This window comes from Allorhizobium sp. GW101-3B10 (genome assembly GCF_059424725.1).
Map to the genome: position 1 here is coordinate 3,540,610 of NZ_JBWKZR010000001.1, position 26,623 is coordinate 3,567,232.

Annotated in this window: 29 protein-coding genes; 19 read left to right on the top strand and 10 right to left on the bottom strand. The window is 64.0% G+C overall.

The annotated features are described in order from the left end of the window. Positions 1–88: 88 nt before the first annotated feature. The 8 genes from gshB to rsmI form a co-directional block, all read right to left on the bottom strand. Positions 89–1,036 (bottom strand): glutathione synthase, encoded by a 948-nt coding sequence (gene gshB, locus AC07Y0_RS17595; RefSeq protein WP_498679008.1) that lies wholly within the window; start codon positions 1,034–1,036, stop codon positions 89–91. Between the two features lie 89 nt (positions 1,037–1,125). Then, the gene (locus AC07Y0_RS17600; protein WP_498680266.1) at positions 1,126–1,599 is read right to left on the bottom strand and encodes a cupin domain-containing protein; all 474 of its coding nucleotides are present in this window, start codon (positions 1,597–1,599) and stop codon (positions 1,126–1,128) included. A gap of 140 nt (positions 1,600–1,739) precedes the next feature. Further along, the gene (locus AC07Y0_RS17605) at positions 1,740–2,855 is read right to left on the bottom strand and encodes a sn-glycerol-3-phosphate import ATP-binding protein UgpC (RefSeq protein WP_498679009.1); all 1,116 of its coding nucleotides are present in this window, start codon (positions 2,853–2,855) and stop codon (positions 1,740–1,742) included. A gap of 14 nt (positions 2,856–2,869) precedes the next feature. Then, positions 2,870–3,712, bottom strand: a complete 843-nt coding sequence (gene ugpE / locus AC07Y0_RS17610; protein WP_498679010.1) for a sn-glycerol-3-phosphate ABC transporter permease UgpE — start codon at positions 3,710–3,712, stop codon at positions 2,870–2,872. A gap of 9 nt (positions 3,713–3,721) precedes the next feature. Continuing rightward, positions 3,722–4,603, bottom strand: coding sequence for an ABC transporter permease subunit (locus AC07Y0_RS17615; RefSeq protein WP_498679011.1), 882 nt, complete (start codon positions 4,601–4,603; stop codon positions 3,722–3,724). A 169-nt stretch (positions 4,604–4,772) separates the two neighbouring features. Further along, positions 4,773–6,071, bottom strand: a complete 1,299-nt coding sequence (locus AC07Y0_RS17620) for an extracellular solute-binding protein (protein ID WP_498679012.1) — start codon at positions 6,069–6,071, stop codon at positions 4,773–4,775. Between the two features lie 120 nt (positions 6,072–6,191). Continuing rightward, positions 6,192–6,560, bottom strand: a complete 369-nt coding sequence (locus tag AC07Y0_RS17625; RefSeq protein ID WP_498679013.1) for a YraN family protein — start codon at positions 6,558–6,560, stop codon at positions 6,192–6,194. After that, on the bottom strand, positions 6,557–7,468 hold the full coding sequence (gene rsmI, locus AC07Y0_RS17630) for a 16S rRNA (cytidine(1402)-2'-O)-methyltransferase (RefSeq protein WP_498680267.1): 912 nt from the start codon (positions 7,466–7,468) through the stop codon (positions 6,557–6,559). The genes AC07Y0_RS17625 and rsmI overlap by 4 nt, the downstream gene beginning before the upstream one ends. A 250-nt stretch (positions 7,469–7,718) precedes the next feature. On the opposite strand from rsmI, the gene dnaN reads away from it, so the two are divergent. The 4 genes from dnaN to pyrF all read left to right on the top strand — a co-directional run bounded on the left by dnaN (position 7,719) and on the right by pyrF (position 10,851). Further along, positions 7,719–8,837: a DNA polymerase III subunit beta gene (gene dnaN / locus AC07Y0_RS17635; RefSeq protein ID WP_498679014.1), complete on the top strand. Its 1,119-nt coding sequence runs from the start codon at positions 7,719–7,721 to the stop codon at positions 8,835–8,837. Between the two features lie 121 nt (positions 8,838–8,958). Further along, on the top strand, positions 8,959–9,552 hold the full coding sequence (gene pmtA, locus AC07Y0_RS17640) for a phospholipid N-methyltransferase PmtA (protein ID WP_498679015.1): 594 nt from the start codon (positions 8,959–8,961) through the stop codon (positions 9,550–9,552). 19 nt (positions 9,553–9,571) lie between these two features. Then, positions 9,572–10,162: a histidine phosphatase family protein gene (locus AC07Y0_RS17645; protein ID WP_498679016.1), complete on the top strand. Its 591-nt coding sequence runs from the start codon at positions 9,572–9,574 to the stop codon at positions 10,160–10,162. Beyond that, positions 10,159–10,851 (top strand): orotidine-5'-phosphate decarboxylase, encoded by a 693-nt coding sequence (gene pyrF / locus AC07Y0_RS17650; protein WP_498679017.1) that lies wholly within the window; start codon positions 10,159–10,161, stop codon positions 10,849–10,851. The genes AC07Y0_RS17645 and pyrF overlap by 4 nt, the downstream gene beginning before the upstream one ends. Before the next feature lie 33 nt (positions 10,852–10,884). On the opposite strand, the gene AC07Y0_RS17655 is transcribed toward pyrF, so the two are convergent. After that, positions 10,885–11,976, bottom strand: a complete 1,092-nt coding sequence (locus AC07Y0_RS17655) for a right-handed parallel beta-helix repeat-containing protein (RefSeq protein ID WP_498679018.1) — start codon at positions 11,974–11,976, stop codon at positions 10,885–10,887. 117 nt (positions 11,977–12,093) lie between these two features. Here AC07Y0_RS17655 and AC07Y0_RS17660 point away from each other — a divergent pair, with 117 nt between their 5' ends. From AC07Y0_RS17660 to AC07Y0_RS17670, 3 genes are all read left to right on the top strand, one after another. Then, positions 12,094–12,381, top strand: a complete 288-nt coding sequence (locus AC07Y0_RS17660; protein WP_498679019.1) for a DUF1330 domain-containing protein — start codon at positions 12,094–12,096, stop codon at positions 12,379–12,381. Between the two features lie 120 nt (positions 12,382–12,501). Then, positions 12,502–13,482 carry a complex I NDUFA9 subunit family protein gene (locus tag AC07Y0_RS17665; protein ID WP_498679020.1) on the top strand — a complete coding sequence of 327 codons (981 nt, stop codon included), beginning with the start codon at positions 12,502–12,504 and terminating at the stop codon, positions 13,480–13,482. Positions 13,483–13,670: 188 nt separating this feature from the next. Continuing rightward, a complete protein-coding gene (locus AC07Y0_RS17670; RefSeq protein ID WP_028738715.1) occupies positions 13,671–13,829 on the top strand; it encodes a hypothetical protein in 159 nt (52 codons plus the stop codon). A 66-nt stretch (positions 13,830–13,895) separates the two neighbouring features. Here the strand turns inward: AC07Y0_RS17670 and AC07Y0_RS17675 are convergent, their stop codons facing one another. Then, positions 13,896–14,714, bottom strand: a complete 819-nt coding sequence (locus tag AC07Y0_RS17675; RefSeq protein ID WP_498679021.1) for an undecaprenyl-diphosphate phosphatase — start codon at positions 14,712–14,714, stop codon at positions 13,896–13,898. 148 nt (positions 14,715–14,862) lie between these two features. Between AC07Y0_RS17675 and AC07Y0_RS17680 the strand changes: the two genes are divergently transcribed. The 12 genes from AC07Y0_RS17680 to AC07Y0_RS17735 all read left to right on the top strand — a co-directional run bounded on the left by AC07Y0_RS17680 (position 14,863) and on the right by AC07Y0_RS17735 (position 26,572). Continuing rightward, positions 14,863–15,555 (top strand): glutathione S-transferase family protein, encoded by a 693-nt coding sequence (locus AC07Y0_RS17680; protein WP_498679022.1) that lies wholly within the window; start codon positions 14,863–14,865, stop codon positions 15,553–15,555. 12 nt (positions 15,556–15,567) lie between these two features. Beyond that, positions 15,568–16,722, top strand: coding sequence for a tRNA epoxyqueuosine(34) reductase QueG (queG, locus tag AC07Y0_RS17685; RefSeq protein WP_498679023.1), 1,155 nt, complete (start codon positions 15,568–15,570; stop codon positions 16,720–16,722). A 4-nt stretch (positions 16,723–16,726) separates the two neighbouring features. Then, entirely contained in the window at positions 16,727–17,620 is an 894-nt protein-coding gene (locus AC07Y0_RS17690; RefSeq protein WP_498679024.1) for an SDR family oxidoreductase, read from the top strand. A 343-nt stretch (positions 17,621–17,963) separates the two neighbouring features. Beyond that, the gene (locus AC07Y0_RS17695) at positions 17,964–18,326 is read left to right on the top strand and encodes a septal ring lytic transglycosylase RlpA family protein (protein WP_498679025.1); all 363 of its coding nucleotides are present in this window, start codon (positions 17,964–17,966) and stop codon (positions 18,324–18,326) included. 99 nt (positions 18,327–18,425) lie between these two features. After that, positions 18,426–19,715, top strand: a complete 1,290-nt coding sequence (locus AC07Y0_RS17700) for an RsmB/NOP family class I SAM-dependent RNA methyltransferase (protein ID WP_498679026.1) — start codon at positions 18,426–18,428, stop codon at positions 19,713–19,715. Between the two features lie 142 nt (positions 19,716–19,857). Next, positions 19,858–21,138, top strand: coding sequence for an imelysin family protein (locus AC07Y0_RS17705; protein WP_498679027.1), 1,281 nt, complete (start codon positions 19,858–19,860; stop codon positions 21,136–21,138). Positions 21,139–21,188: 50 nt separating this feature from the next. Continuing rightward, positions 21,189–22,721, top strand: coding sequence for a di-heme oxidoreductase family protein (locus tag AC07Y0_RS17710; protein ID WP_498679028.1), 1,533 nt, complete (start codon positions 21,189–21,191; stop codon positions 22,719–22,721). Beyond that, positions 22,718–23,821, top strand: coding sequence for an imelysin family protein (locus AC07Y0_RS17715; protein WP_498679029.1), 1,104 nt, complete (start codon positions 22,718–22,720; stop codon positions 23,819–23,821). Before AC07Y0_RS17710 ends, AC07Y0_RS17715 begins: the two co-directional genes overlap by 4 nt. A gap of 1 nt (position 23,822) precedes the next feature. Continuing rightward, the gene (locus AC07Y0_RS17720; RefSeq protein WP_498679030.1) at positions 23,823–24,905 is read left to right on the top strand and encodes a DUF1513 domain-containing protein; all 1,083 of its coding nucleotides are present in this window, start codon (positions 23,823–23,825) and stop codon (positions 24,903–24,905) included. Positions 24,906–24,949: 44 nt separating this feature from the next. Then, positions 24,950–25,402 carry a TspO/MBR family protein gene (locus tag AC07Y0_RS17725; protein WP_498679031.1) on the top strand — a complete coding sequence of 151 codons (453 nt, stop codon included), beginning with the start codon at positions 24,950–24,952 and terminating at the stop codon, positions 25,400–25,402. 85 nt (positions 25,403–25,487) lie between these two features. Further along, positions 25,488–25,937 carry a PaaI family thioesterase gene (locus AC07Y0_RS17730; protein WP_498679032.1) on the top strand — a complete coding sequence of 150 codons (450 nt, stop codon included), beginning with the start codon at positions 25,488–25,490 and terminating at the stop codon, positions 25,935–25,937. Then, on the top strand, positions 25,934–26,572 hold the full coding sequence (locus tag AC07Y0_RS17735; RefSeq protein ID WP_498679033.1) for a 5'-methylthioadenosine/S-adenosylhomocysteine nucleosidase: 639 nt from the start codon (positions 25,934–25,936) through the stop codon (positions 26,570–26,572). The genes AC07Y0_RS17730 and AC07Y0_RS17735 overlap by 4 nt, the downstream gene beginning before the upstream one ends. Positions 26,573–26,623 lie beyond the last annotated feature (51 nt).

The window sequence follows — 26,623 nt, forward strand, 5'->3', positions numbered from 1 at the left end:
GGAACAAATTCACGCTATACTCGCGATCGGGTTGCGTCGAGTTGTATAGTTGGAACGAAGGGTGATCAGACCGGAAGACGGGCCGTTCTCAGGCCCGCTTCTTCTCGATCGCATCCCACAGAAGCGCGGCAATATCTGCACCGCCGAACTTCTTGACTTCCCGGATGCCGGTCGGAGAGGTCACGTTGATCTCTGTCATGTAGTCGCCGATGACGTCGATGCCGACCAGCATGAAGCCGCGCTCCTTCAGTGCAGGACCGATGCGGGCGCAGATTTCCTTCTCCCGCGCCGTCAGTTCGGTGGCCTCGGCGCGCCCGCCGACATGCATGTTGGAACGGCTGTCGGTTTCGGCCGGAACGCGGTTGATCGCGCCGACCGCCTCGCCGTCGACCAGGATGATGCGCTTGTCGCCCTTGCGCACCGCCGGCAGATAGGCCTGGGCGATGAAGGGTTCGCGGAACATCTGGTGGAACATCTCGATCAGCGAGGTGAAGTTGCGGTCGTCGCGGGTGGAGTGGAAAACCCCGGCGCCGCCATTGCCGTAGAGCGGCTTCAGGATGATGTCGCCCATCTCTTCGCGGAAGCGGGCAATCTCGCTCACATCGCGCGTGATCAGCGTCGGCGGCATCAGATCGGCGAATTCGGTGACGAAGATCTTTTCCGGTGAGTTGCGCACCCAGGCCGGATCGTTGACGACCAGCGTCTTCGGATGGATGCGCTCGAGCAGGTGGGTCGAGGTGATATAGGCCATGTCGAAGGGCGGATCCTGGCGCAGCAGCACCACGTCCATGGTGGAAAGATCGACCCGTTCCGGTTCGCCCAGGGTGAAGTGGTTGCCCTTTTTGTCGCGCAGTTCCATCGGCTCGACGGTGGCGATGATGCGGCCGTCGCGCATGGAGAGCCGGTCGGGCGTATAGTGGAACAGCTTGTAGCCGCGGGCCTGGGCCTCAAGGCTCATGGCGAAGGTCGAATCCCCCGCGATCGCGATACCGGAGACATGGTCCATCTGGACCGCAATATTGGTGATCTTCGCCATGGCCGGCCCCTCGTTGAAAGCCCCCGAGATTTAGGCCGGCTCCCTGAGAAAGGCAACGTCGACGACCATCAATTCTGCTGAACGTCGGCTCAGCCGAGGACCCGCTTTGCCGAGGGCGAGCGCAACGCGTTGCGGATGCGGTAGAGCGTGGCCAGCGGCTCGGGGAAAGGCTTGCGCAAGAAGGCGATCTTGCGGACATAGTCGTCGACGCGCCAGGTCGCCCAGGTGCCGCCGCGGAAATAGGCGATGTCGCCGGCCTTCAGCAGGCGCTCAGAACCGTCCTCCGCCGTCACATGAACTTCGCCCTCCTGGATGACCACCGTCTCGTCCCAGCCGAAATACCAGCGGAACTCCCCGGCCGTGCAATCCCAGACCGCGGTCGAGCTTGCCTCGTCCGTGCTGGTCGAGTGGTCGGCGATGCGTGCCAGAGGCGTGCCGCGAATGATCCATTCGGGCTTGATCGGTGCGGGCCTGAGTGCCAGGTGGTCGCTGTGGGCCGCGACCACCGGCGGGTTTTCGTCAATGCGCTGGTTGCGCGGGGCTGCGAGCAGCGTGCCGGCCATGCCGACGAGCAGGAGTTTGAGAGGCATTTCCGTTCCCAGGACTGTCTTGTTCTGCACGGAACGATAGCAGGCCTCTCTTACCTTTCGCTTTGGCCGATCGTTCGAATTTTAACGATAGGCCGCTGCCCGGCGGGGCCGCTTCAGGCGAAGCTTGCCTCGCGGACCAGCGACTGCGACGTCCGACTGCCCGGGTGGGGTTGCAGCGGCTCGATCCGGCGGCCCGTATCCCTGGCAAAGAAATGAACCCGCTCCGGCGCCACGGTGAGCGGCAGCTCCTCGATGATGGCCACTTCCAGCGGAATGATCGCGGTCAGCGCCTGGGACGAGAGATGGCCGTGCACCAGCCTGTGCGCGCCGAGCTCCTCGACATAGTCGACCTTGAACGGCAGGCCGGCCACGCCTTCGCCGGCCAGCATCAGGTCTTCGGCGCGGATGCCGACGGTCACCGGACCGCTTGCCGTCGTCGGGATGCCAAAGGCCATCGAGACGTCGCCCACGGCCAGCCGCCCGCCGTCGATCACGCCATCCAGCAGGTTCATCGCCGGGGAGCCGATGAAGCTCGCGACGAAGGTGGAGGCGGGGCGGTGATAGACCTCGAGCGGCGTGCCGATCTGCTCGATCACGCCGCAGTTGAGGACGACGAGTCGGTCGGCGAGCGTCATGGCCTCCAGCTGGTCGTGGGTCACGTAGATGGCCGTGGTGGCGAGCCGGCGCTGCAGCTTGCGGATCTCGCCGCGCATGGTGACGCGCAGCTTGGCGTCGAGATTGGACAGCGGCTCGTCGAACAGGAAGACGGCGGGCTTGCGCACGATGGCGCGCCCCATGGCGACGCGCTGGCGTTGGCCGCCCGAGAGCGCCCTGGGCTTGCGCTTGAGATAGGGCTCGATCTCCAGCATGCGGGCGGCTTCCGCGACACGCGCCTCGATCTCCGCCTTCGGCGTCTTGCGGTTCTTCAGGCCATAGGCGAGATTGTCGTAGACCGTCATATGCGGATAGAGCGCGTAGTTCTGGAATACCATGGCGATGTCGCGATCGGCAGGCTCGACCTTGTTGACGACGCGTCCGCCGATGCTGACTGTGCCTTCCGATATGGCCTCGAGCCCCGCGACCATGCGCAGCAGCGTCGACTTTCCGCAGCCGGACGGCCCGACGAGCACGATGAACTCGCCGTCCTCGATGGCGATGTCGATGCCCTTCACGGCATGGACCCCGCCGTCATAGATCTTCGAGACCTGGTCGATGTGGATGGTCGCCATGGGGTTCGCCTTTCTTATTTATCGCTCTCGGTCAGGCCCTTGATGAACCAGCGCTGGAAGATCACGACGATGACGACGGGCGGCAGCATGGCGAGCACGGCCATGGCGAATGCCTCGTTGTAGTCGGGGATCTGCGAGCCGACCCAGACCTGCAGGATCTGCTTGATGCCGCGCATCAGGGTGTAGAAGCTCTCGTCCGTGGTCATCAGCATGGGCCAGAGATACTGGTTCCAGCCATAGACGAACATGATGATGAACACCGCCGCGATCATGGTGCGCGACAGCGGCACGAGCACATCGATGAAGAACTTGAAGGGACCTGCGCCGTCGATCCGCGCCGCCTCCAGCAGTTCGTCCGGCACCGACTTGAAGAACTGGCGGAAGAAGAAGGTACCGGTCGCCGAGGCGAGCAGCGGCAGGATGAGGCCGGTATGCGTGTTCAGCAGGCCGAGATCGCTCATCACCTTGTAGGACGGCATGATGCGCACTTCGAGCGGCAGAAGCAGCGTGGTGAAGATCAGCCAGAAGGCGAGCGTGGCGAAGCGGAAGCGAAAATAGACGATCGCGTAGGCCGCCATCATCGACAGCACGATCTTGCCGATGGCGAAGCCGAGGCCGAGGATCAGCGAATTCAGCGCCATGGTGAGGCCCGTCACCTCACCGGTGAAGCCGCCGCTGCGGAACAGCACCTTCTCGTAGGTTTCGGTGAAATGATCGCCGATCGACAGCATCAGTCCGTCGGTGTGGATCTGGGCCGCTGTGTGGGTCGAGGTGGTAAAAGCCACCACCAGCGGCCCCAGCATCAGGATGACGCCGGCGATCAGGATGAGGTGGTCGAAGAACTTGGTGCGGTACATGGCTCGACCTCAACCGTAGTGAACGCGGCGTTCGATGAAACGGAACTGGATGAGCGTGAGCACCAGAACGATGACCATCAGGATGACCGACTGGGCCGAGGACGAGCCGAGGTCGTTGCCGCGGAAGCCGTCGAGATAGACTTTGTAGACCAGCGTGATCGGGTTGTTGGCCGGCTTGTCCTTCACGATCACGTCGATCACGCCGAAGGTGTCGAACAGCGAATAGGTCATGTTGATGACCAGCAGGAAGAAGGCCGTCGGGGTCAGCAGCGGCAGGATGACCGTCCAGAAGCGGCGGGTGCCGGACTTGCAGTCGATGGCGGCGGCCTCGCGGATCGAGGCCGGAATGCCCTGCAGGCCCGAGAGGAAGAAGATGAAGTTATAGGGGATCTGGTTCCACACCGCGACGGCGACCATGGCGAAGGCCGTGTCGAAATAGTTGATCCCGACCTTCATGTCCCAGCCGAACAGCGCGACGAAGTGCACGAAGGGACCGATATGCTGGTCGAAGAACATCATGCCGATCAGGCCGGCAACCGGAGGAGCGATCGCATAGACGACGATCAGCAGCGTCTTGTAGGTCGATTGACCACGAATGACGGCGTCCGCCTTCAAGGCCAAGAGCAAGCCGAGGGACAGCGTCAGGAAGGTGACGATCAGGCTGTAGGCCACCGTGAAGCGGGCGATCTTCTGGTATTCGTGCGAACCCAGCGCATCGGTGTAGTTGTCGAGGCCGACGAAGGCCGAGCCGAAACCGAAGGGATCCTCGATGAAGAAGGACGAGTGGATCGCCTGGGCGGACGGCCAGTAGAAGAAGATCGAAATGATCGCGAACTGCGGCAGGAGCAGCAGATAGGGAAGATATCGCGAGGAGAACTGGACGCGCTTCATGGGGCTGTCTCTCAAGAAGGAGGGCCTTCTTCGTGGAACGGGAGCCCCTCATCCGCCTGCCGGCATCTTCTCCCCGCAAGCGGGGAGAAGGGCGAAGCCGCGGCATCTGCACTCCCTCGCCCCGCTTGCGAGGAGAGGGTGGGGTGAGGGGCGATATCCCTTTGACCGATCAGCCGGCCGTCTTGGCGAAGCGGGCGAGCAGCTCGTCGGCTTCCTTCTTGATGGTCTCCATGGCTTCCTTCGGCGTGGTCTCGCCGGCGAAGATACGGTTGTATTCGCGCTCCATCACAGAGCGGATCTGCGGGTAGAAGCCCATGCGGTAACCCTTGTCCCACTCGCCGCCCGGCAGGGAGAGCTGCTGGATGCCGACTTCGGCGGCCGGCTTCTCGTTGTAGAAGCCTTCCGACTTGGCAAGCTCATAGGCAGCCTTGGTGATGGCGACGTAGCCGGTGGCCTGGTGGTAGAACTTCTGGATCTCGGGCGAGGTCAGGAAGTGGAAGAAGGAGGCCGTGCACTTGTTCTCGGCTTCCGGCTTGCCGGCCATGGCGAAGAGCGCCGCGCCGCCGATGAAGGTGTGGACGCCTTCCGGGTTGACCGACTTCCAGAAGGGCAGGAAGGTCGCCGAGAAGGGCATGGTCGCGGTCTTCTGCAGGCCGCCGAACGAGCCGGACGAACCGATCCAGAGCGCAACCTTGCCTTCTTCGAAGGGCTTCTGGTTGTCGCTCCAGCCGGCGCCGTAATAGCCGAACAGGCCCTGATCGTACCAGGCCTTCAGCTTCTCGTACATCATGACGTGGTTCGGGTCGGTGACGTTGATCGTCGTGTCGACGACGCTGTCGTAACCATTGTTGTTCGAAGCGAACTGCAGGTTATGGCGCGAGAAGAAGTTCTCGGTGAACTGCCAGGTGAGCTGCGCCTGGACGAGCGGGATGTAGCCTGCCTCTTTCAGCTTCGGAGCAATGGCTTCGAACTCTTCCCAAGTCTTCGGGGCCTCGACACCGGCCTTCTTCAGCGCGTCGGTGTTGACGTACATGATCGGTGCCGAGGAGTTGAACGGCATGCCGACGAACTTGCCTTCGCTGTCAGCGTAAAAATAGCGCACGCCCTCGATGAAATCGTCACGGTTGAGTTCGAAGCCGGCATCCTTGATCAGGTCTTCGGCGGCAACGACGGCACCCTTGGCGTTGATGATGGTGGCGGCTCCGGCGTCGAACACCTGCAGGATGTTCGGCTGTTCGCCGGAACGGAAGGCGGCGATGCCGGCCGCGAGGGCCTCTTCATAGGTTCCCTTGGAGACCGGTGTCAGGGCGCATTCGCTCTGGGCGGCGTTGAACTTCTGGGCGACTTCGTTGATGACTTCGCCATTGCGTCCGCCCATGCCGTGCCACCAGGTGATGTTGGTCGCGGCCAGCGTCGTCGATGCGGTCATGGACAGGGCCAGAGCGGCCAAAGAAAGCTTTTTGAACATGGAAAAATCCTCTCCGCCAATATTGGGGTGAGGAGTGCATTAGCCGCGATGTGTGACGCGGAATTAAACGTTTTGTGTCACTTCAATTACAACAATCGCCGATACGAAAGCAAAGCGAACCTAAAACGCGCCCTCGATGTGGCGAGGCCACTTCCAGGGCACAATGGCGACGATGTCGTAGCGCCGCGACAGACGCGCGGCATCGGGCTGGCGGGCAAGCCAGTGATCGCCAGCGGCGCGAATTCGGTTCTGACTGGTGAAGGTCACCGCATCGATCGCCGCCATCAGGTCGCGACGGGCCTTCACCTCGACAAAGGCGATCACTTCACCACGGCGGGCAATGATGTCGACCTCGCCTGCCCGGACCCGGTAGCGCATGGCGAGGATGCGATATCCTCGCGCCAGCAGATACATGGCCGCCCCCCATTCCGACCACCGTCCCCGACGTTCGGCGCGCTTTCGCTTTTCGGGCGCTGCGTACCTGCTCATCCCTCGCTCTTCCGTTCAAGCAGACGCTGGTACAGGTCCTTGCGCGGCAGGCCGGTAATCTTCGCCGCTTCCGTTGCCGCTTTCGCGGTCGGCAGGGTTTCCGCGAGCTGGCCGAGGATGCGATCGATCTCGCCGGCCTCCGGCGCGGGCTTCTCGAGCGGCGGGCCGACCACCAGCACGACTTCGCCCTTGACGGTCCGGTCGACGTAGTAGTCGGCAAGTTCCCGCAGCGAGCCGCGGCGGAACTCCTCGAAGGTCTTGGTCAGCTCCCGGCACACCGAAGCGTGCCGTTCGGCGCCGAGCTCGTCCGCGGCGGCGGCGAGCGTGTCGCCGATCCGGTGCGGGCTCTCGAAGAAGATGAGGGTGGCGGGCACCTCGCGCAGTTGCGCGAGCCGTTCGTGGCGTGCCTTGTCCTTGACCGGCAGGAAGCCGGCGAACAGGAACGCGTCATTGGGCAGGCCGGAACCGACGAGAGCGGCGAGCGGCGCCGAGGCGCCGGGGATCGGCACGACGCGATGGCCGGCCTCGATCGCCAGCTGGCCGAGACGATAGCCGGGGTCGGAAACGAGCGGCGTCCCGGCATCCGAGACGAGCGCCACGGACCGGCCCGCTTCGAGAGCCGCGATCAGCTTCGGCCCCGCCTCGTTGGCATTGTATTCGTGATAGGAATAGGGTCGGTTCTGGATGCCGAAACGATCTAGCAGCACGCGGGTCACGCGCGTATCCTCGCAGGCCAGCACATCGGCACCGGCGAGCGTTTCCAGCGCCCTTAGCGTGATGTCGCCGAGATTGCCGATCGGGGTTGCGACCAGATAGAGCGCCGGCTCCAGCGGCCGGGCGGCGATCACCACGTCGCCCACCCGATAGGTCCGCTGCGGCGATGCCGCCTCTTTGCCGTCCTCAGCCACAGTCACGTCCCGTCTGTCCGCATCGATCCCTCCTTATCGTCCAGCCCCTGCGATTGGGCAAGGGCCGCACCAGCCGCACCGGCGTTAGCCATTGCGCCAATTTGGTGCGAACGCCGCGCAGCTACCTCTTGCTTTTCTCGTTCAATTCCTGCCATTTTGCCCGTCCACATTGTCCGGCCCTCTTCTTAGGCCGGGAGGAACAGTGCGGTCCCCGAGTCCGGACCGCGACAGGTCGAAAGCGGTAGTGTCCATGCGTATTACTCTTGAACGGTCGAACCTTCTGAAATCGCTGAACCACGTGCATCGCGTGGTCGAGCGGCGCAACACGATCCCGATCCTGTCGAACGTCTTGCTGCGCGCCGAGGGTGCGAGCCTGGCGATGAAGGCGACCGACCTCGATCTCGAGATCACCGAAGCGACGCCCGCGATGGTCGAGCAGGCCGGCGCGACCACCGTTCCCGCGCACCTGCTCTATGAAATCGTCCGCAAGCTGCCGGACGGCGCCGAAGTGCTGCTCGCCACCACGCCGGACGGCGCGGCGATGACGGTTGCCTCCGGCCGCTCGAAATTCTCGCTGCAATGCCTGTCGGAAACCGACTTCCCCGACCTGACGGCCGGCAATTTCTCGCATTCCTTCAAGCTGAAGGCGAGCGATCTGAAGATGCTGATCGATCGCACCCAGTTCGCGATCTCGACCGAAGAGACCCGCTACTACCTGAACGGCATCTACCTGCACACGATTGAGAGCGGCGGGGCCCTCAAGCTGCGCGCGGTGGCGACCGACGGGCACCGTCTCGCCCGTGCCGACGTCGAGGCACCATCCGGCTCGGAGGGCATGCCCGGCATCATCATTCCGCGCAAGACGGTCGGCGAACTGCAGAAGCTGGTCGACAATCCGGAGATGATCGTCACCGTCGAGGTGTCCGACGCCAAGATCCGCCTCGCCATCGGCGAGATCGTCATGACCTCCAAGCTGATCGACGGCACCTTCCCCGACTACCAGCGTGTCATTCCGGCGGCCAACGACAAGGAGATGCGGGTCGATTGCCAGACCTTCGCCCAGGCCGTCGACCGCGTGTCGACGATCTCCTCCGAGCGCGGCCGCGCCGTGAAGCTGGCGCTGTCGGACGGCCACCTGATGCTGACCGTCAACAACCCGGATTCCGGCAGCGCGACGGAAGAAGTGGCCGTCGGCTACGACAATGATGCGATGGAAATCGGCTTCAACGCCAAATACCTGCTCGACATCACCGCGCAACTGTCCGGCGAAGACGCGATCTTCCTGCTCGCCGATGCGGGTTCGCCGACGCTGATCCGCGACACGGCGGGCGACGACGCGCTTTATGTTCTGATGCCGATGCGGGTTTAAGTCACGATTCGCACAGGCAATTTTGCCGGTTGCGGCATTTTGCCTTGTTTTTGCGACAAACCCGGGCGACATTTGCGGGGCGCGGATGTACGCGCTTTAGGTCTTGAGTGGGGATTGGGCCATGGTACGACGCTTGAAGCAGAAGTTCGAGAAGAAGTTCGACGAGGAGATCCGCTTCTTCAAGGGCATGATGCAAGGGCCAAAGACCGTAGGCGCCATCGCTCCGACTTCCTCGATCACCGCGCGGCGCATGGCGAGCGTCGTCAATCCGCATGCCAGCCTGCCGGTGCTGGAACTCGGCCCCGGAACGGGCGTGATCACCAAGGCGATCCTGGCGCGTGGCGTGAAGCCGGAAAACCTGTTTTCGATCGAGTATTCCGAGGACTTTTACGACCATCTGGTGCAGACCTTTCCCGGTGTGAATTTCATCCACGGCGACGCCTTCGATCTGCAGAAGACGTTCGGCCCGCGCGCCGACCAGATGTTCGACTCGGTCATCTCCGCCGTTCCGCTGCTCAACTTCCCGATGGCCGCGCGCATCCGCATGCTGGAAGCGCTGCTCGACCGCCTGCCGCCGGGACGGCCCGTCGTGCAGATTTCCTATGGCGCGGTTTCGCCGATCATCGCCAAGCCGGAAAGCTATCACATCCAGCATTTCGACTTCGTGATGCGCAACATTCCCCCGGCGCAGCTGTGGATCTATCGTCGCGGCTGACGACAGGCGGCACGCCCGGATGTTCGGCCTCTATATCACCCACCCCCAGGTCCGGATCGATCCGGCCGTCCCCGTTCCGCAATGGGGACTATCGGAGATCGGCACCGCCCGCGCAGAACAGGCCGCTTCACGCCCCTGGGCGAAGCAACTCGCACGCATCGTCTCCAGCGTCGAGGTCAAGGCGATCGAGACCGCGCAGATTCTGGCCACGGCAGCCGGCATCGGTTTCGAGACGGTCGAGGTGATGCACGAAAACGATCGCTCGGCGACCGGTTTCCTGAAGCCGGACGAATTCGAGAAGGCCGCCGACTGGTTTTTTGCCCATCCGCTGGAGAGCTTTCGCGGCTGGGAGAGGGCGACGGACGCCCAGGCCCGCATCGTCGGCGCGGTTACGGCCATCCTTGACGATCACGATCCGGCTGCTCCGATCGCCTTTGTCGGCCATGGGGGAGTCGGCACGCTGCTCAGGTGCCACCTGCTCGGCATCACGATCAGCCGCGCCGAAGACCAGCTGCCCGGCGGCGGCAATCTTTACGCCTTCTCTCTTGCGGATCGGCGCATCGCATGCGACTGGACGCCGATCGAAGACTGGAAGGGGATCGACCCATGACGCCACGCGAACGCCTCATCGTCGGCCTGGATGTGCCGACCGTCCGGGAAGCCGAAGCCATCGTCGAAACGCTCGGCGACGACATCCTCTTCTATAAGATCGGCTACCAGCTGGCCTTCGCCGGCGGCCTGGAGTTCGCCCGCGAACTGGCCCAGAGCGGCAAGAAGATCTTCCTCGACATGAAACTGCTCGACATCGACAACACGGTCGCTTCGGGCGTCGAGAATATCGCCAAGATGGGTATGTCGATGCTGACCCTGCACGCCTATCCGAAGGCCATGCGCGCCGCGGTCAAGGCGGCGGAAGGCTCGGGGCTGTGCCTGCTCGGCGTCACCGTGCTCACCTCGATGGACGAGCAGGACCTGGTCGATGCCGGCTATGAATACGATCCGCACACACTCGTGCTGAAGCGCGCCGAACAGGCCCGCATCGCCGGCATGGGCGGTATCGTCTGCTCGGCCGAAGAGGCAAGCGCCGTGCGCAAGGTGATCGGACCCGACATGGCGCTGGTCACCCCCGGCATCCGCCCGGCCGGCGCCGACAAGGGCGACCAGAAGCGGGTGATGACGCCCGCCGACGCGCTGAAGGCCGGCTCCAGCCACCTCGTCGTCGCCCGGCCGATCGTCAAGGCCGAAGACCCCAAGGCCGCCGCGCGCGCAATCCTCGCCGAGATGGCCACCGCCCTCTGACGGCAGGCCTTTCCCTCCTCCGGGCAGACGCGTTCAATCGTTGCCGACGATCTCGTTGGTCGGGTCGGTGTTGCGGATGAGGCCCCTGCCCCCGCCGATGAAGCGGTTGCCGCGCACGATATTGAATTGCGCGAAATCCCGCGGATCAAGGCTGCTGCCGAAGGGGAAGGCCGGATCCCTGAAGCGGTGGGAGGTCTTGCCATTGCGCTGGTTGAGCCAGATGGCCGGCCGCGGACGGCCCGCGGGCTCGTATCGGAAGGTATTGCCCTCGATGACATTGTACTGCGGCGCCTGGTGGCGGATCGTGCCGCCCTCGCCGGCATTGCGGTAGAGGAAGATTCCGCCGTTCACCGGGTTTTCGAAGACATTGCCGGAGATCACGTTGCGGGCCGAGCCGTCGACGGCGATCTGCTCGCGCCGTGTCGTCTTCATGGCAAAGAGGTTTCCGGTGAAACGGTTCTCGGCGCTCTCGGCATCGAGATAGACAGCCGTGCCCTTCGCTTCGCCCCGGAAGCGTGATCCGTTGACCGTGACCTTGGTTACGCCCGGGCCGAGATAGAGCGGCACGGTGCCGCGGGCGACGAAGTCGAGATTGTCGAGCAGGATATCTCTTGGTGCAGCCGCCTGCGCCCTTGCCGTGTGATCGCGGCGGCGCGAGGAAAGCTTGACCAATTCGCCCTGCCCGTTGGGGCCGAGCCCCATGAGCCGCAGATTGCCGACGATCCTGCAGTTCCTGACAGTCACGCCTTCCGGCACGCTCCACTGACCGTCGCCACCCTTGAGCGAGCGGATCACGACGGTCGGGCGGCTGGCGCCGATCACCGCATCAGCCGTGCCGAGCGTTCCGCCCTTGCAGTCGAGGGTGACGCGGGAGGCCCTGGCGCCGGAAAAGGCGATGGGCCGGGCAATCACATCCTTCGGACCGAGCGTCACGTCGCAGGCAATCTCGAGCGGGCGCGCCTTCGGGTCGGCGGGTTTGTGTAACTCGGCATAGAGCAGCGCGGGGCAAGCCTTGGCCTCAGCCTGCGCCGGAGCGCAAAGGACAAAGCCGGTCGCCAGCACGGCCCCGGCCAGCCACATGCCGCCGGCAAGGATCATCGCTCGTCTCGGATCTTGTCTGCGCATACTGATTTCCTTGTTGAGCGGGCCACGGTCGGCGCTGCTTCGACGCGCGGGACGCTTGACCGTAGCGCGAATTTACTGAAATTGACCGGCATAACCAGTCAAGGATGGGACAAAAACATGGCCAAGGGCTACTGGATCGCACGGGTCGATATTCACGACGCGGAACGTTACAAGGACTACGTCGCGGCGGCAAAGCCGGCCTTCGAGAAGTTCGGCGCAAAGTTCCTCGCCCGCGGCGGTGCGTTCACCGAGCTCGAAGGCAAGGCCCGGGCCCGCAACGTGGTCATCGAGTTCCCCTCGCACCAGGCAGCCGTCGACTGCTACAACTCGCCCGAATACCAGATTGCCGCGAAGATCCGCCAGGAAGTGGCCGATGCGGAAATGGTGGTCGTCGAAGGCGCTTGAGTGATACCTTTTTCGCGGGGCCGCGCATGCAGACGGCCCTTCCGCTCGCCTTTCGATTCGGCTAAAGACAGCGAGAACTTCAGCGCATCTCAGCGCATGCCTATTCCAAGGAGCCAGCCCATGACCTTGTCCAACCTTCCGCCGCTCGTCACCGTGTTCGGAGGATCGGGCTTCGTCGGGCGTCACGTCGTCAGGGCCCTTGCCAAGCGTGGTTACCGCATCCGCGTCGCCGTGCGCCGTCCCGACCTCGCCTTCTTCCTGCAGCCGCTCGGCAATGTCGGACAGATTTCCTTCGTCCAGGCCAATCTTCGCTATCGCGCCTCAGTCGACAAGGCAGTCCAGGGCGCCGACCATGTCATCAACTGCGTCGGCATCCTGTTCGAGAGCGGCCGCAACAGCTTCGACGCCGTGCAGGACTTCGGCGCGCGCGCGGTAGCCGAGGCTGCCCGTTCGGCCGGCGCCCGACTGACCCAAGTTTCGGCCATCGGCGCCGATGCCAAGTCCGGCTCCGACTATGCCGCCTCCAAGGGCCGCGCCGAGGCCGCCGTGCTTTCGATCAAGCCGGACGCCGTCATCCTGCGCCCGTCGATCATCTTCGGGCCGGAAGACGGCTTCTTCAACAAGTTCGCCGCCATGGCGAAGATCATGCCGGTTCTGCCGCTCGTCGGCGGCGGCAAGACGAAATTCCAGCCGGTACATGTCGAGGACGTGGCCGAGGCTGTCGCACGCTCCGTCGACGGCAAGCTCACCCCCGGCAAGGTCTATGAACTCGGCGGCCGCGACGTCATGACGTTCCGCGAATGTCTCGAGACCATGCTCGCCGTGGTCGGCCGCAAGCGCGCCTTCCTGACGCTGCCTTTCGGCATAGCTTCGCTGATCGGCAGCCTGTCGTCGATGATCCCCTTCGTCAAGCCGGCGCTGACCAGCGACCAGGTCAAGCTGTTGAAGTCCGACAATGTCGTATCCGACGCCGCCAAGGCAGAGGGCCGCACGCTCGAGGGCATGGGCATCTCACCCGCTTCGGTCGAATCGATCCTGCCGACCTATCTCGTCCAATACCGGCCGCACGGCCAGTTCACCGGCTCGGGCAAGGCTGCCTGACCCGTCAGGGAACCGGAAAGACCGTCTCTGCGTTGCACAAATGACGCAGAGGCGAAATCCTTGCGTTAACCGCGAATTTAGCAAGATCTTCTATTGATGCCCCTGAGGGCAATGCGTAAACAACCACCAGTTCGGGCGCCGCGGACACCGCCGGCGACGACCACAGAATCATCTTGAGGGGCCACTTCATGGGTAAGTCTATCGCACTGTTTTTTGCGTGTGCGGCACTGGTCATCATCGCCGGTTCGTTCCTGGCACCGTCCACCGTCGCTGCGCGCAAAGGCAATTGCGCACCCGCCTATGGCGTAGACCCCTGCAGCACCGGTTCGATCTCGGTCACGCAGTGAAACTGCGGTTCTGACCTGCAAAAAAGGCCGGTTCATCGCCGGCCTTTTCTTCGTTCTTTCGCCGCTTCAGGCCACTCCCCCCAGCCCCAGCAGCAGCCCGATCAGGCCCAGCGTGCCGATCACGATCCGCCACCAGGCGAAGAGCGCGTAGCCACGCTTCGACACGAAGTCGAGCAGGCTGCGCACGACCAGCAGCGCCGACAGGAAAGCAGCAATGAAGCCGATGGCGATGATCGCGCCGTCATCGAAACTGAGCGCATCGCGGTTCTTGTAGAGATCGAGGGCGAAGGCGCCGACCATTGTGGGCATGGCGAGGAAGAAGGAGAATTCCGCTGCCGAGCGCTTGTCGGCGCCGAGCAGCAGCGCACCGACGATGGTTGCACCCGAGCGCGAAACGCCCGGGATCATCGCGACGCACTGGCAAAGCCCGATCTTGAAGGCGAGCGACAGCGGATATTCGGTGACTTCGGTGAACCTGGGCGTGAGCTTCAGTCGGTCGATCCACAGGAGCACGAGGCCGCCGAGGATCAGCATGACGCAGATCACCGTCGGGGTCTCGAACAGCACCGACTTGATAAAGTCATGGGCGAGCGCCCCGATCACCGCCGCCGGCAGGAAGGCGAGAAGGATCGCCGCAACGAATCGCCGGCTGCCCGGATCGGTCGGCAGGCCGATCGCCAGCAGGAAGAGCTTGCGGAAGTAGACGCTGAGGATCGCCAGGATGGCGCCGAGCTGGATCAGCACGGCGAAGGTGTTTTCCGGCGACTTGAAGCCGAGAAAATGACCGGCCAGCAGCACATGCGCGGTCGACGAGACCGGGATGAACTCGGTCAGGCCCTCGATCAGGCCGAGAAACAGCGCACTCAGAATGGATTGATCTTCCATGGAACGTCCTTGAGAAGCGGGGCGGGAGGAAATGCGATTTGCTTGTATTGCGTCAATCAAGCTCCTATAGCTTGGAAGCCGTGGTCATGACCAGCCGCAAGTCGCGCGCCCATGCCGGTGTTCAAACGCCTGAAGAATTCGAGTGACAATGCCAACATTGTATCATCACCCCATGTCCACCGCGTCCCGGTTCATCCGGCTGGTGCTCTCCGAATACGGCTTCCAGGTCGATCTCGTCGAAGAGCAGACATGGGAAAAGCGCCGGGAATTCCTGTCGCTCAACCCGGCCGGAACATTGCCCGTCTATGTCGACGACAATATGCGGGTTCTGTGCGGGCCCCTGGTCATTTCCGAATTTCTCGACGAGACCCACGGCGTGCTGAAACGTGACCGCAGGCTGCTGGCCGAAGACCCGTTCCAGCGCGCCGAGATCCGCCGCCTGACCGAATGGTTCCTGCAGAAGATGGAACAGGACGTCACCAAGCCGCTGGTGCGCGAACGCGTGCACAAGCTGCTGATCCCGAACGGGCTCGGCGGCGGCGCGCCCGATTCCAAGGTCTTGCGCACGGCACGCGGCAATATCCGCCAGCACATGAAATATCTGAGCTGGCTCTCCGGCTCGCGTCCGTGGCTGGCCGGTGACCGGCTGAGCTATGCCGATCTGGCGGCTGCTGCCTCGCTTTCCGTGCTCGACTATCTCGGCGAGATCGACTGGTCGGAATATCCCGTCGCCAAGGAGTGGTACCAGCGGCTGAAGTCTCGCCCCTCCTTCCGCCCGCTGCTGGCCGAGCGCCTGCGCGGCCTAACCCCGGTTTCGCACTACGCGGACCTGGATTTCTGACGGGACAGGGCCATGCCGCCGGAGCAGGCCGACCCATCGTCCGACAAGAAGCGCGCGTCGCTGACGGCCTTCATCAAGAAGGAGGCCGAGGCCCAGGGGTTCGAGCTCTGCCGCATCACCAGGCCCGACGCCATTCCCGAAGCGCCGTCGCGGCTCTCCGCCTATATCGAGGCCGGTTATCACGGCACCATGGAGTGGATGCCGGAGACTCGCGAACGCCGCGCTGATCCGCGCGTGCTGTGGGAGGACGTGCGCTCCATCGTCATGTTCGGCATGAACTACGGCCCCGATCTCGACCCGCGCTACCTTCAGGGCAAACCGGACAAAGGTGCGATCTCGGTCTATGCCCGCAATCGCGACTATCATGACGTGATGAAGGGCCGGCTGAAGGAGATCGCCACGCGCTTTGCCGCGCGCGCCGGTGCCGACGTCAAGGTCTTCGTCGATACCGCGCCGGTGATGGAAAAGCCGCTTGCCGCGTCCGCCGGCCTCGGCTGGCAGGGCAAGCATACCAATCTGGTCAGCCGCGACTACGGTTCCTGGCTGTTTCTCGGCAGCCTGTTCACCACCGCCGATCTGGAGGTCGACGCGCCCGAGATCGACCATTGCGGCTCGTGCCGGGCCTGTCTCGACGCCTGCCCGACCGATGCCTTTCCTGCACCCTACAAGATCGATGCGCGGCGCTGCATTTCCTATCTGACCATCGAGCACAAGGGCAGCATCGATCCGGACCTGCGCGCCGCCTTCGGCAACCGCGTCTACGGCTGCGACGACTGCCTGTCGGCCTGCCCGTGGAACAAGTTTGCGAGCGCGGCGCGCGAGATGAAGCTTCAGGCGCGCGCTGACCTGATCGAGCCGGACCTGTCCTTCCTGCTTTCGCTCGACGACCCGACATTCCGCAGTGTCTTCAGCGGCTCGCCGGTGAAGCGCATCGGTCGCAACCGTTTCGTGCGCAATTGCCTGATCGCCGCGGGCAATTCCGGCCTCGCCGACCTGATCCCCGTCTGCCGGACGCTCATCAGCGACGCGGCACCGGAGGTTCGTGGCATGGCGATCTGGGCCCTGTCGCGGCTGCTGCCGGAGGCGGAATTCGCGCAGCTGCGCAAGGTGCATCTTCCGGCCGAGGCCGAAGCCGAGGTAAGATGCGAATGGGCGATGGCGGAGTGAAATGATGCATGTGATGATTTTCGGCGCCGGCTATTCCGGCAAGGCTATTGGCCGGCTGCTCTCGTCCCGCGGATGCCGGGTGTCCGGCACGACGCGCAGTCTCGAGAAGCAGGACGCGTTGCGCGACTGTGGCATTCTGCCTTTCCAGTTCGACGGCGGCGAACTCTCCGCTGCCCTCACCGCGGAACTGGCGACGGTCACCCATCTCGTCCAGTCGATCGCACCCGGGCGCGACGGCGACCCGCTGATCCGCCTGTTCACCGGCAGCGGACTCAAGATGCTGATGCCGAAGCTCGAATGGATCGCCTATCTCTCCACCGTCGGCGTCTATGGCGACCATGACGGCGCCTGGGTGGACGAGGACACGGCGCTCAAGCCCGTCTCTCAGCGCTCGATCGAACGCGTCGAGGCGGAAAAGGCCTGGCAGGCCCTTGCCGGCCAGAATGGCCTACCGCTCGCCATCCTGCGCCTGTCGGGCATTTACGGCCCCGGCCGCAACGCCTTCGTCAATCTCGCCAACGGCACGGCGCGGCGCCTGGTCAAGAAGGACCAGGTGTTCAACCGCATCCGCATCGAGGACATCGCCGGCGCGACCGCCCTGCTCGCGGAGATGCGCCAACCGGGCATATATAATGTCACCGACAACGAGCCCTGCCCGCCCCAGGACGTGGTCGCCGAGGCGGCGCGCCTGATGGGCATGGAGCCTCCACCGGAACAGCCCTTCGAGACGGCCGAACTCTCGCCGATGGCGCGGTCCTTCTACGGGGAAAACAAGCGGGTCTCGAATGCGCGGCTCAAGGCGCTCGGCTACGCCTTTCGCTTCGGCGACTACCGACAATCGCTGCAGGATCTTTGGTCGAACGGCACCTGGAACAAAGCCGGCCCGCAGACGTTTTAACAGCAGAACGACACCTCCAGACGATTGATCCACCGCCGTCTGCCCCCGAATCTCCACATTTCAGGCAGGAAATGTGGCGGTTCGGATTATTTTTGCGTGATTTTTTTCGTGATCGCACCATTTCGGGATTCACCCGGAATGGAATTCCGCTTTTTCTCTGAAATTAAACTGCTTTTGCTATTTCCTACCAAATCGTAAACGTTGCGATTCGATATACCAAATCACGAATGTTACATACTGAAATATTCCGTGATGCTTCAAAGGCACGTTTTTGCCATTTTTCCCCTCGTTTTGGCGATGCCGCGCAAATTTCGGCTCGTGTCAACGACTAGGGAAATGCAAATTGACGAATATCCGACGCTCTAGCTTCACCGTCGCAACAATTGTCGCGCTCTCTGCTTGCCTGCCGCTCTCGGCCCATGCGGCCTCTTCCTGCGGCGGCGCATCCTGGTATGCGTTGCACTCCAAGACAGCTTCCGGTGAACGCATGAACCCGTCGCTTCTCACTGCCGCCCACAAGTCTCTACGCTTCGGCACCAAGCTGAAGGTTACCAATGCCAAGAATGGCAAGAGCGTCGTCGTCCGCATCAACGATCGCGGCCCGTTCATCCGTGGCCGGGTACTCGACCTCTCCAAGGCTGCCGCCCAGAACATCGGCATGGTCCGCTCCGGCCACGGCAAGGTCTGCTACGAGATCATCGGCTGATCAACGACCCCGGATCGGGCACGATGCCGACCGGTTAGGCGCTTGCTCTTCCATCGGTTCGCCGCTACCACGCTCTCTTCGAATTCAGGAGAATGGAACATGCGTCTGGGCGGCCGCCTCGCTGGTGCGATCGAAGTACTTGATGACATCGAAGCACGTCGTCGGCCCGTTGCCGACGCGCTGAAGGATTGGGGCCTCGCGCACCGGTTCGCCGGGTCCGGCGACCGAGCCGCAATCGGCAATATCGTCTACGACGCGCTGAGGATGAAGCTGTCGCATGCGTGGCTGATGGATGATGACAGCGCCGCGGCGCTCGGCTGGGCCGTGTTGCTGCGCCAGTGGGGCCTCAATGCCGAAGCGCTGGCGGCTGAATTCGACGGCGACAGTTTTGCTCCCAAGCCGCTCACGGCGGAGCAACTGGCCGCCTTTTCGTCCCGCGACCTCGCCGATGCGCCGCTGAACGTACAGGGCGACATCCCGGACTGGATCCAGCCTTCCTTCGAAGCCGCCTTCGGTGAAGACTGGCTCGACGAAGCCAAGGCGCTCGCCGGCCGCCCGACGCTCGACCTGCGCGTCAACACCATCAAGGCCCATCGCGACAAGGTGCTGAAGGCGCTCGACCGGACCAGTGCCCAGGCGGCCCGCATCGCCCGCTTCGGCATCCGTATTCCCGCCGGCGAAGGCGCCTCGCGGCTGCCCAACGTCACGGCCGAACTCAGCTTCCAGAAGGGCTGGTTCGAGGTCCAGGACGAGGGATCGCAGATCGTCTCCGATCTGGTCGACGCCAAGGAAGGCGATCAGGTTCTCGATTTCTGCGCCGGCGGCGGCGGCAAGACGCTCGCCATCGCGGCGGTGATGAACAACAAGGGCCAGGTTCACGCCTATGACGCCGATCGCAAGCGCCTCGCGCCGATCATCGAGCGGCTGAAGCGCGCCGGCACCCGCAATGTCCAGGTGCATGACAGCCTGCGTGGCATCGACAGCCTGAAAGGCCATGTCGACCGCGTCCTGGTCGACGCCCCCTGCACCGGCACCGGCACCTGGCGCCGGCGCCCCGACACGAAATGGCGCCTGACGGTGCGCAATCTGCAGGAACGCGTCGCCCAGCAGCAGGAAGCGCTCAGCGAAGCGGCGGCCTATGTGCGTCCGGGCGGTGAACTGCTCTACGTCACCTGTTCGGTGCTGCCGGAGGAAAACGACGCGCAGGCGACAGCCTTTTGCGCCGCCAATCCCGAATTCGAGATCGCGCCGACGCTCGACAGCTGGGACCGCCTGTTCGGCAAGGATGCGCCGCGCCCGCGCTCACAGAACGGCCTGAGCGTGACCCTCAGCCCCGCCTCGACCGATACCGATGGCTTCTTCTTCTGCCGGATGCGCCGCAAGACCTGAGGCGCATCCCCCGGCCGGACTTGACGAACCGCAAAGCGGGGAGCGCTTTTCGATTCTCGACTATTTGACACCAGTTTCTTTTTCCGCCAAGACAAGGTCGTTCGTTTCACGGAGAGGGCGCGCAAGCGTCGAAGGAGAGACCATGTCCCGCAAATCCATTCTTGGCGCCTCGTTCGCGCTATTGATTGCCTCGGCAAGCTTCATGGCCGGCCCCGCAGCTGCCGCGACCGATGCGGCCGCGGTGCTGAATCACTATGCGGCGCTGGCCCATGCCAAGTATGAGGACTCGCTGAACACCGCCAAGGCGCTCGACGCCGCCGTCGACGCGCTGATCGCCACCCCGAGCGATGAGGCGCTGAAGGCCGCGCGCGCCGCCTGGATCAAGGCCCGCGTGCCCTATCAGCAGTCGGAAGTCTATCGCTTCGGCAATGCCGTGGTCGACGACTGGGAAGGCAAGGTCAACGCCTGGCCGCTCGACGAGGGCCTGATCGACTATGTCGACGCCTCCTACGGCACCGAGAGCGACGAGAACGCCCTGTTCGTCGCCAATGTGATCGCCAACCCCAAGCTGAAGATCAACGGCAAGGATGTCGACGCCACCAAGATCACGCCGGAATTCCTCTCCGAGACGCTGCATGAAGCCGGCGAGATCGAAGCCAATGTGGCGACCGGTTACCATGCCATAGAATTCCTGCTGTGGGGCCAGGACCTCAACGGCACGGGCCCCGGCGCCGGCAACCGCGCCTATACCGACTTCGACACCAAGAACTGCACCAACGGCCATTGCGACCGCCGCGCCGCCTATCTCAAGGCCGCCTCCACGCTGCTGGTTTCCGATCTCCAGGAAATGGTCACCGCCTGGGCGCCGGACGGCGAAGCGACCAAGACCGTGACCGCCGATCCGAAGGCCGGCATCTCCGCCATCCTCACCGGCATGGGGTCGCTGTCCTACGGCGAACTCGCCGGCGAGCGCATGAAGCTCGGCGTGCTGCTGCATGACCCGGAAGAAGAGCACGACTGCTTCTCCGACAACACGCATGCCTCGCACCTCAACGACGCCGTGGGCATCGCGTCCGCCTATACCGGCGAATACACCCGCGCCGACGGCACGAAGATGACCGGCCCTTCGCTCTCGGAACTGGTCGCCGCCAAGGATGCAGCCCTCGACGCCGAGATGAAGGCGAAGCTCACCAAAACCCTCGACGCGATGAACGCCATGGCCAAGCGCGCCGAGACGGTCGAGGCCTATGACCAGATGATCGGCGAAGGCAATGCGGAGGGCAACGCCACCGTCCAGGCCGCCATCGACGGGCTGATCGACCAGACCAAGACCATCGAGCGCGTCATTGCGTCGCTGGATCTCGGAACGATCGAGCTTGAAGGTTCCGACAGCCTCGATAATCCTAACGCCGTATTCCAATAAGATAAAAAGGCGGGCCATCGGACCTTTCCGATGGCCCGGACTCCCTCACCATGTCCCGCATGACCGCCCGCATCCCCCGGAATCTGCTGCTCGCAACCGGCCTGTCCTTCGCCGCCCTCGGCGCGGCGCTGGCCGATGATGCGATCCGGCGGACGGATCTGTCGCCGAAGGACCTGAAGCGCGTCGAGACGGTCACGAGCCGAACGAGCGATTTTTCCAAGGCGGAACCGTTCGAACGGATGCAGGGCGGCGCGGCGACGTCCACCCAGCCGGTCAACGGCGATGCCTTCTCGCATTTCTCGTCCAATATCACCTTCTCCGAAGAGGAGACGTTCAAGCTCGGCAATGCGCTGTTCCGCAAGTTCTGGGTCTCCTCGCCGTCGTCCACGCAGGCCTCCGACGGTCTCGGGCCGCTGTTCAATGCGCGCGCCTGCCAGAGCTGCCACCTGAAGGACGGACGCGGCCATCCGCCGGAAGGTGCGGCCGACTCAACCTCGATGTTCCTCCGCCTCGCCCGCCCGACACGGACCGAGAATGAACGCCGGGCAGTTGCCGACATCAAGGCGGTCAACTTCCCCGACCCGACCTATGGCGGCCAGTTGCAGGATCTCGCCGTGCCCGGCCTCGCCGCCGAGGGGCGGATGGTCATCACCTATGCGGAAGAGCCCGTGACGTTAGCCGGCGGAGAGACCGTGTCGCTGCGCCGGCCGCACTATAGCGTCGCCGATCTCGCCTACGGACCGCTCGCCCCGGATACGACACTGTCGCCGCGCGTCGCCACTCCGATGATCGGCATGGGCCTGATTCAGGCGATTGCCGATGCCGACATTCTCGCCCGGGCCGATCCCGAGGATCGGGATGGAGACGGGGTTTCCGGCCGCGCGGCCCGCGCCCGCGATCATCGCACCGGCGAACTGAAGCTCGGCCGTTTCGGCTGGAAGGCGCAGAACGCCTCGGTGCGCGACCAGAGTTCCAGCGCCTTCAAGGGCGACATCGGCATATCGACCCCGGACGCGCCGCATCCCTTCGGAGACTGCACGGAAGCGGAGGCGAAATGCCTGGCCATGCCGGCCGGCGTGCAGAAGCGGCTCGGCGAGACGGAAGCCCCCGACCCGGTGCTCGAGCTCGTCACCTTCTATTCGGAAAACCTCGCGCCGCCGGCCCGGCGCAGCATCGACGATCCGGCCGTGCTCAAAGGCAAAACGATTTTCTACGCCTCAGGCTGCGTCGCCTGCCACGCGCCCAAATTCGTGACCAGCCGCAAGGCGGAGAACAAGGCGCACCGGTTCCAGCTGATCTGGCCCTATTCCGATTTCCTGCTGCACGACATGGGCGAGGGTCTCGCCGACGGCCAGCAGGTCGGCGATGCGAGCGGTCGAGAGTGGCGCACCCAACCGCTCTGGGGTATTGGTCTGACCGAGAGGGTGAACGGCCACACCTTCTTCCTGCATGACGGCCGCGCGCGCAACCTTACGGAAGCCATCCTCTGGCACGGCGGCGAGGCGCAGGCCGCCCGTGATACCTTTGCAGGCCTTGCGGCCGATGATCGCAAGGCGCTCGTCGCCTTTCTGGAGTCCCTATGAAGCCTTTCCTCCTCGGCATCTTCACCGCTCTCAGCCTTGCCGCGCCGGCGGCGGCGCAGGATGCCGATCTCGCGCCGCCTACGCTGAAGAGCGAGGCGATCCAGGCCGTGATGGAAAAGGCTGTCGATGGCTTCATCCGCCCCGGCTACCACCGCTTCCGCGACGCCTCGGCGGCTCTCGAGACCGATCTGCGCGCGCTCTGCGCTGCGCCGTCGGCCGATGCCCTCGATGTCGTCCGGGGTGCCTTCGATGAGACGGTCGCGGCATGGTCGACGATCGAAATCGTCCGCGTCGGTCCGGTGATCGAGGCCAACCGGTTTGAGCGCATTCTCTTCTACCCCGACCGCAAGAGCACAGGCCTGAAACAGGTTCAGGCCATTCTCGCCAAGCCGGACGAAAGCGCGACCTCGGTCGAGACGCTGAAGGACAAGAGCGTCGCCATGCAGGGGCTCGGCGCGCTCGAATTCGTGCTCTTCGGCACGGGATCCGACGGGCTCGTCGAGGAGAAGGAAGGCTTCCGCTGCCGCTACGGCGCGGCGATCGCCGGCAATCTGGTGCGGCTCGGCGGCGAACTCGCCGAGGCATGGGACAAGCCCGACGGCATTCAGGGTGCCTGGAAGCACCCCGGCCCCGACAATCCCGAGTTCCGCGACGGCCGCGAGGCGATCACCGCCCTGCTTGGCATCCTGGTCCATGGGGCCGAGGCGATTCGCGACCAGCGCATCGAAACCTTCTACAAGGGCGAGGAGAACAACACCTTTCCCAAGCAGGCGATCTACTGGCGCTCCGGCAATACCTTCACCTCGATCCACGGCAATATCGAGGGCCTGCGCAGCCTGATGAAGCAGTCGGCCATGGTCGACCTGCTGAACGACGAGTCGCGCTCCATCGTCTCGTCGATCGATTTCGTCGCCAAGTCGCTCGAGAGGGTGGCCGACGACATCAATCCGGACGTCGAGGCGGCCGTCAGCGATCCGGCCGAGCGCGCCAAGCTCGACTTCCTGCTGCTCAACAGCAAGGATCTGATCCTTCGCCTCAACAACGACTATGGCGGCGCGATCGGCCTTGCCGCCGGTTTCTCCTTCTCCGACGGAGACTGAGATGCGGCGATCGGCGCTGATCGACAGGCGATCCTTCATCAAGGCGGCGGGGGCTTTGTTCCTCGCCTCGCTTTCGCCGCGTGCGCTCTTCGCGCTCGAGCGCAGCGATGCGGTCTTTGCCTCCGGCTTCCGCGCGCCGGACGGAACTTTCGGTATCGGCCTGGTCGCCGAGGACGGCACCTTCATCGACCGGATCGATCTGCCGGACCGCATTCACGGCCTCGGCCACAGCCCGGCGACAGGCCTCTCGGTCGCCTTCGCCCGACGTCCCGGTACCTTTGCGGTCATCTTCGACGCACGCAGACGCAGCGAACCGATCGTGATCGCCGCGCCGGCCGACCGGCACTTCTTCGGCCACGGGCACTTTTCGCCGGACGGCCGGCTGCTCTATGCCAGCGAAAACGATTTCGACGCCAATCGCGGCATGATCGGCATCTATGACGCCACGGATGGTTTCCGCCGGATCGGCGAGTTCGAAGCCCATGGCATCGGCACGCACGACATGACGGTCAGCGACGACGGCCGCCTGCTGATCATCGCCAATGGCGGGATCGAGACCCATCCGGATTTCGGCCGCACCAAGCTCAACCTCGATCGCATGGAACCCTCCCTGGTGATCGCCGATGCGGCGAGCGGTGCGCTGATCGAAAAGCATGTCATGCCGCACGAGTTCAGCCAGTTGTCGACCCGGCATCTGGATGTGGACCAGGACGGTCGCGCCTGGTTCGCCTGCCAGTATGAAGGCTCGCGCAACGACATGCCGCCACTGGTCGGGCATTTTTCCAAAGGCGAGGCGCTTTCCTTCGTGTCCCTTCCCGACGCGGTGACGAGAGGCCTTGCCAATTATGTCGGCGCCATCGCCGTCAACCGGCGCGACGGTCTTATCGGCATCGCCTCGCCGAAGGGCGGGCTGGCCGTCACCATCGACGGACGGAGCGGCGCGGTGGTCACGACCACCACCGTCGCCGATGCGGCCGGCATCGCACCGGCGGCCTCCGGCTTTGCCGTGTCCTCCTATGACGGCCATTTCGGCGCAAACGGCAGCCCGGTCGCCTGGGACCAGCATATCGTCCGCCTTTCGTAAGGCGGTGGCCTTGGCGGAGAGCTACGGCGCCCTATGTTCACGCCATGCGCAAGTTCGTCACCTATCTCGTCTTCATCGCGGCCGTCGTCGGGCTCGGCATTCTCTCGGGCGTCTCCAACATGCCGGGCGAATGGTACCAGTCGCTGGAGAAGCCGTTCTTCAACCCGCCGCCCTGGATCTTCGCGCCGGTCTGGACCGTGCTCTACGTGATGATCGCCATTGCCGGCGCCCGCATCTGGCTGGTCGCGCCGGCATCTGCCGCGATGCAGATCTGGTTTGCCCAGATCGCCCTCAACATGCTCTGGTCGCCGACCTTCTTCGGCCTTCAGGCAACCGGTCTGGCGCTGTTGCTGATCGTGGCGATTCTGATCGCCATCCTGGGGTTCATCTGGAAGGCCGGGCCGCTCGACCGGGTGGCCGGACTGTTGTTCCTGCCTTATGCCGCCTGGGTCGCCTTCGCCACCCTGCTCAACGCCTCGATTTTCCTCATGAACTAGTACCGCAGCCACCCGAATCTGCTCTCGGGCCGCTTGCCGAAGCGCATCGGGCATGCCAATTTCGCACCTGCGAGAGGGCATCCAGATGAGCGAAATCAACAGCGACGCGGTCGGCGAGCGTATTCGGCAGAGCTTCGCGCGGCAGGGTGCCATGCGCACGCTCGGCGCCGAACTGACCAGCGTCAGCCAGGGCGTCGTCGAAATCGAAATGCCTTTCGACGAGAAGCTGACGCAGCAGCACGGCATCCTGCATGCCGGCGTGATTTCCGCAGCCCTCGATGCCGCCTGCACCTACAGCGCCTATACGATGATCGCGCCGGACGTCTCGCTTCTGACGATCGAGTTCAAGGTCAACCTGATGTCGCCCGGCAAGGGCGAGCGCTTCCTGTTTCGCGGCGAGATCACCAAGCCCGGTTCCACCATCATCGTGGCCGATGGCCGCGGCTATGCGATCGGGGACGGCCCGGCCAAGCTCATTGCCTCCATGACCAGCACGATGATGGCCGTTCGCGGCCGCGAGGGAATTTCCGGATGACGTTCGAACTCAAGTCGGTATCAGGCAAATCGATCCTGTTCGTCATGGCGGTCGAGGCCGAATACGGTTCGTTCCTGCGCTCGCGGATCGAACCGCTGATGACCGGCGTCGGCCCCGTGGAGGCCGCGATTTCGCTGACGCGCACGCTTTCGAAACTCGAGGAACAGAACGAGCGGCCTGACCTCGTCGTCTCGCTCGGCTCGGCCGGCTCGGCCAGGCTGGAGCAGACCGAGATCTATCAGGCATCGTCCGTCTCCTATCGCGACATGGATGCCTCGCCGCTCGGCTTCGAGAAGGGGCGCACCCCGTTTCTCGATCTGCCGGCGGCGCTCGAACTGCCGCTGCGTATTCCCGGCGTGCCGACCGCCAGCCTCTCGACCGGTGCCAACATCGTTTCGGGCGCCACCTATGACGCGATCGACGCCGACATGGTCGACATGGAAACCTTCGCCGTCCTCAGGACCTGCCATGCCTTCAACCTGCCGCTGATCGGGCTGCGCGGCATTTCCGACGGCAAGCAGGAACTGAAGCATGTCGACGACTGGAAGGAATATCTCCACGTCGTCGATCGCAAGCTGGCGCTCACCGTCGACACCCTGTTCGAAGCGCTGGAAGACGGCGTGTTCTGGTTCTAGGCCCGAAAGCACCGGAATTGCGGACAATCGGCACAATTCTCCGATTGAAAG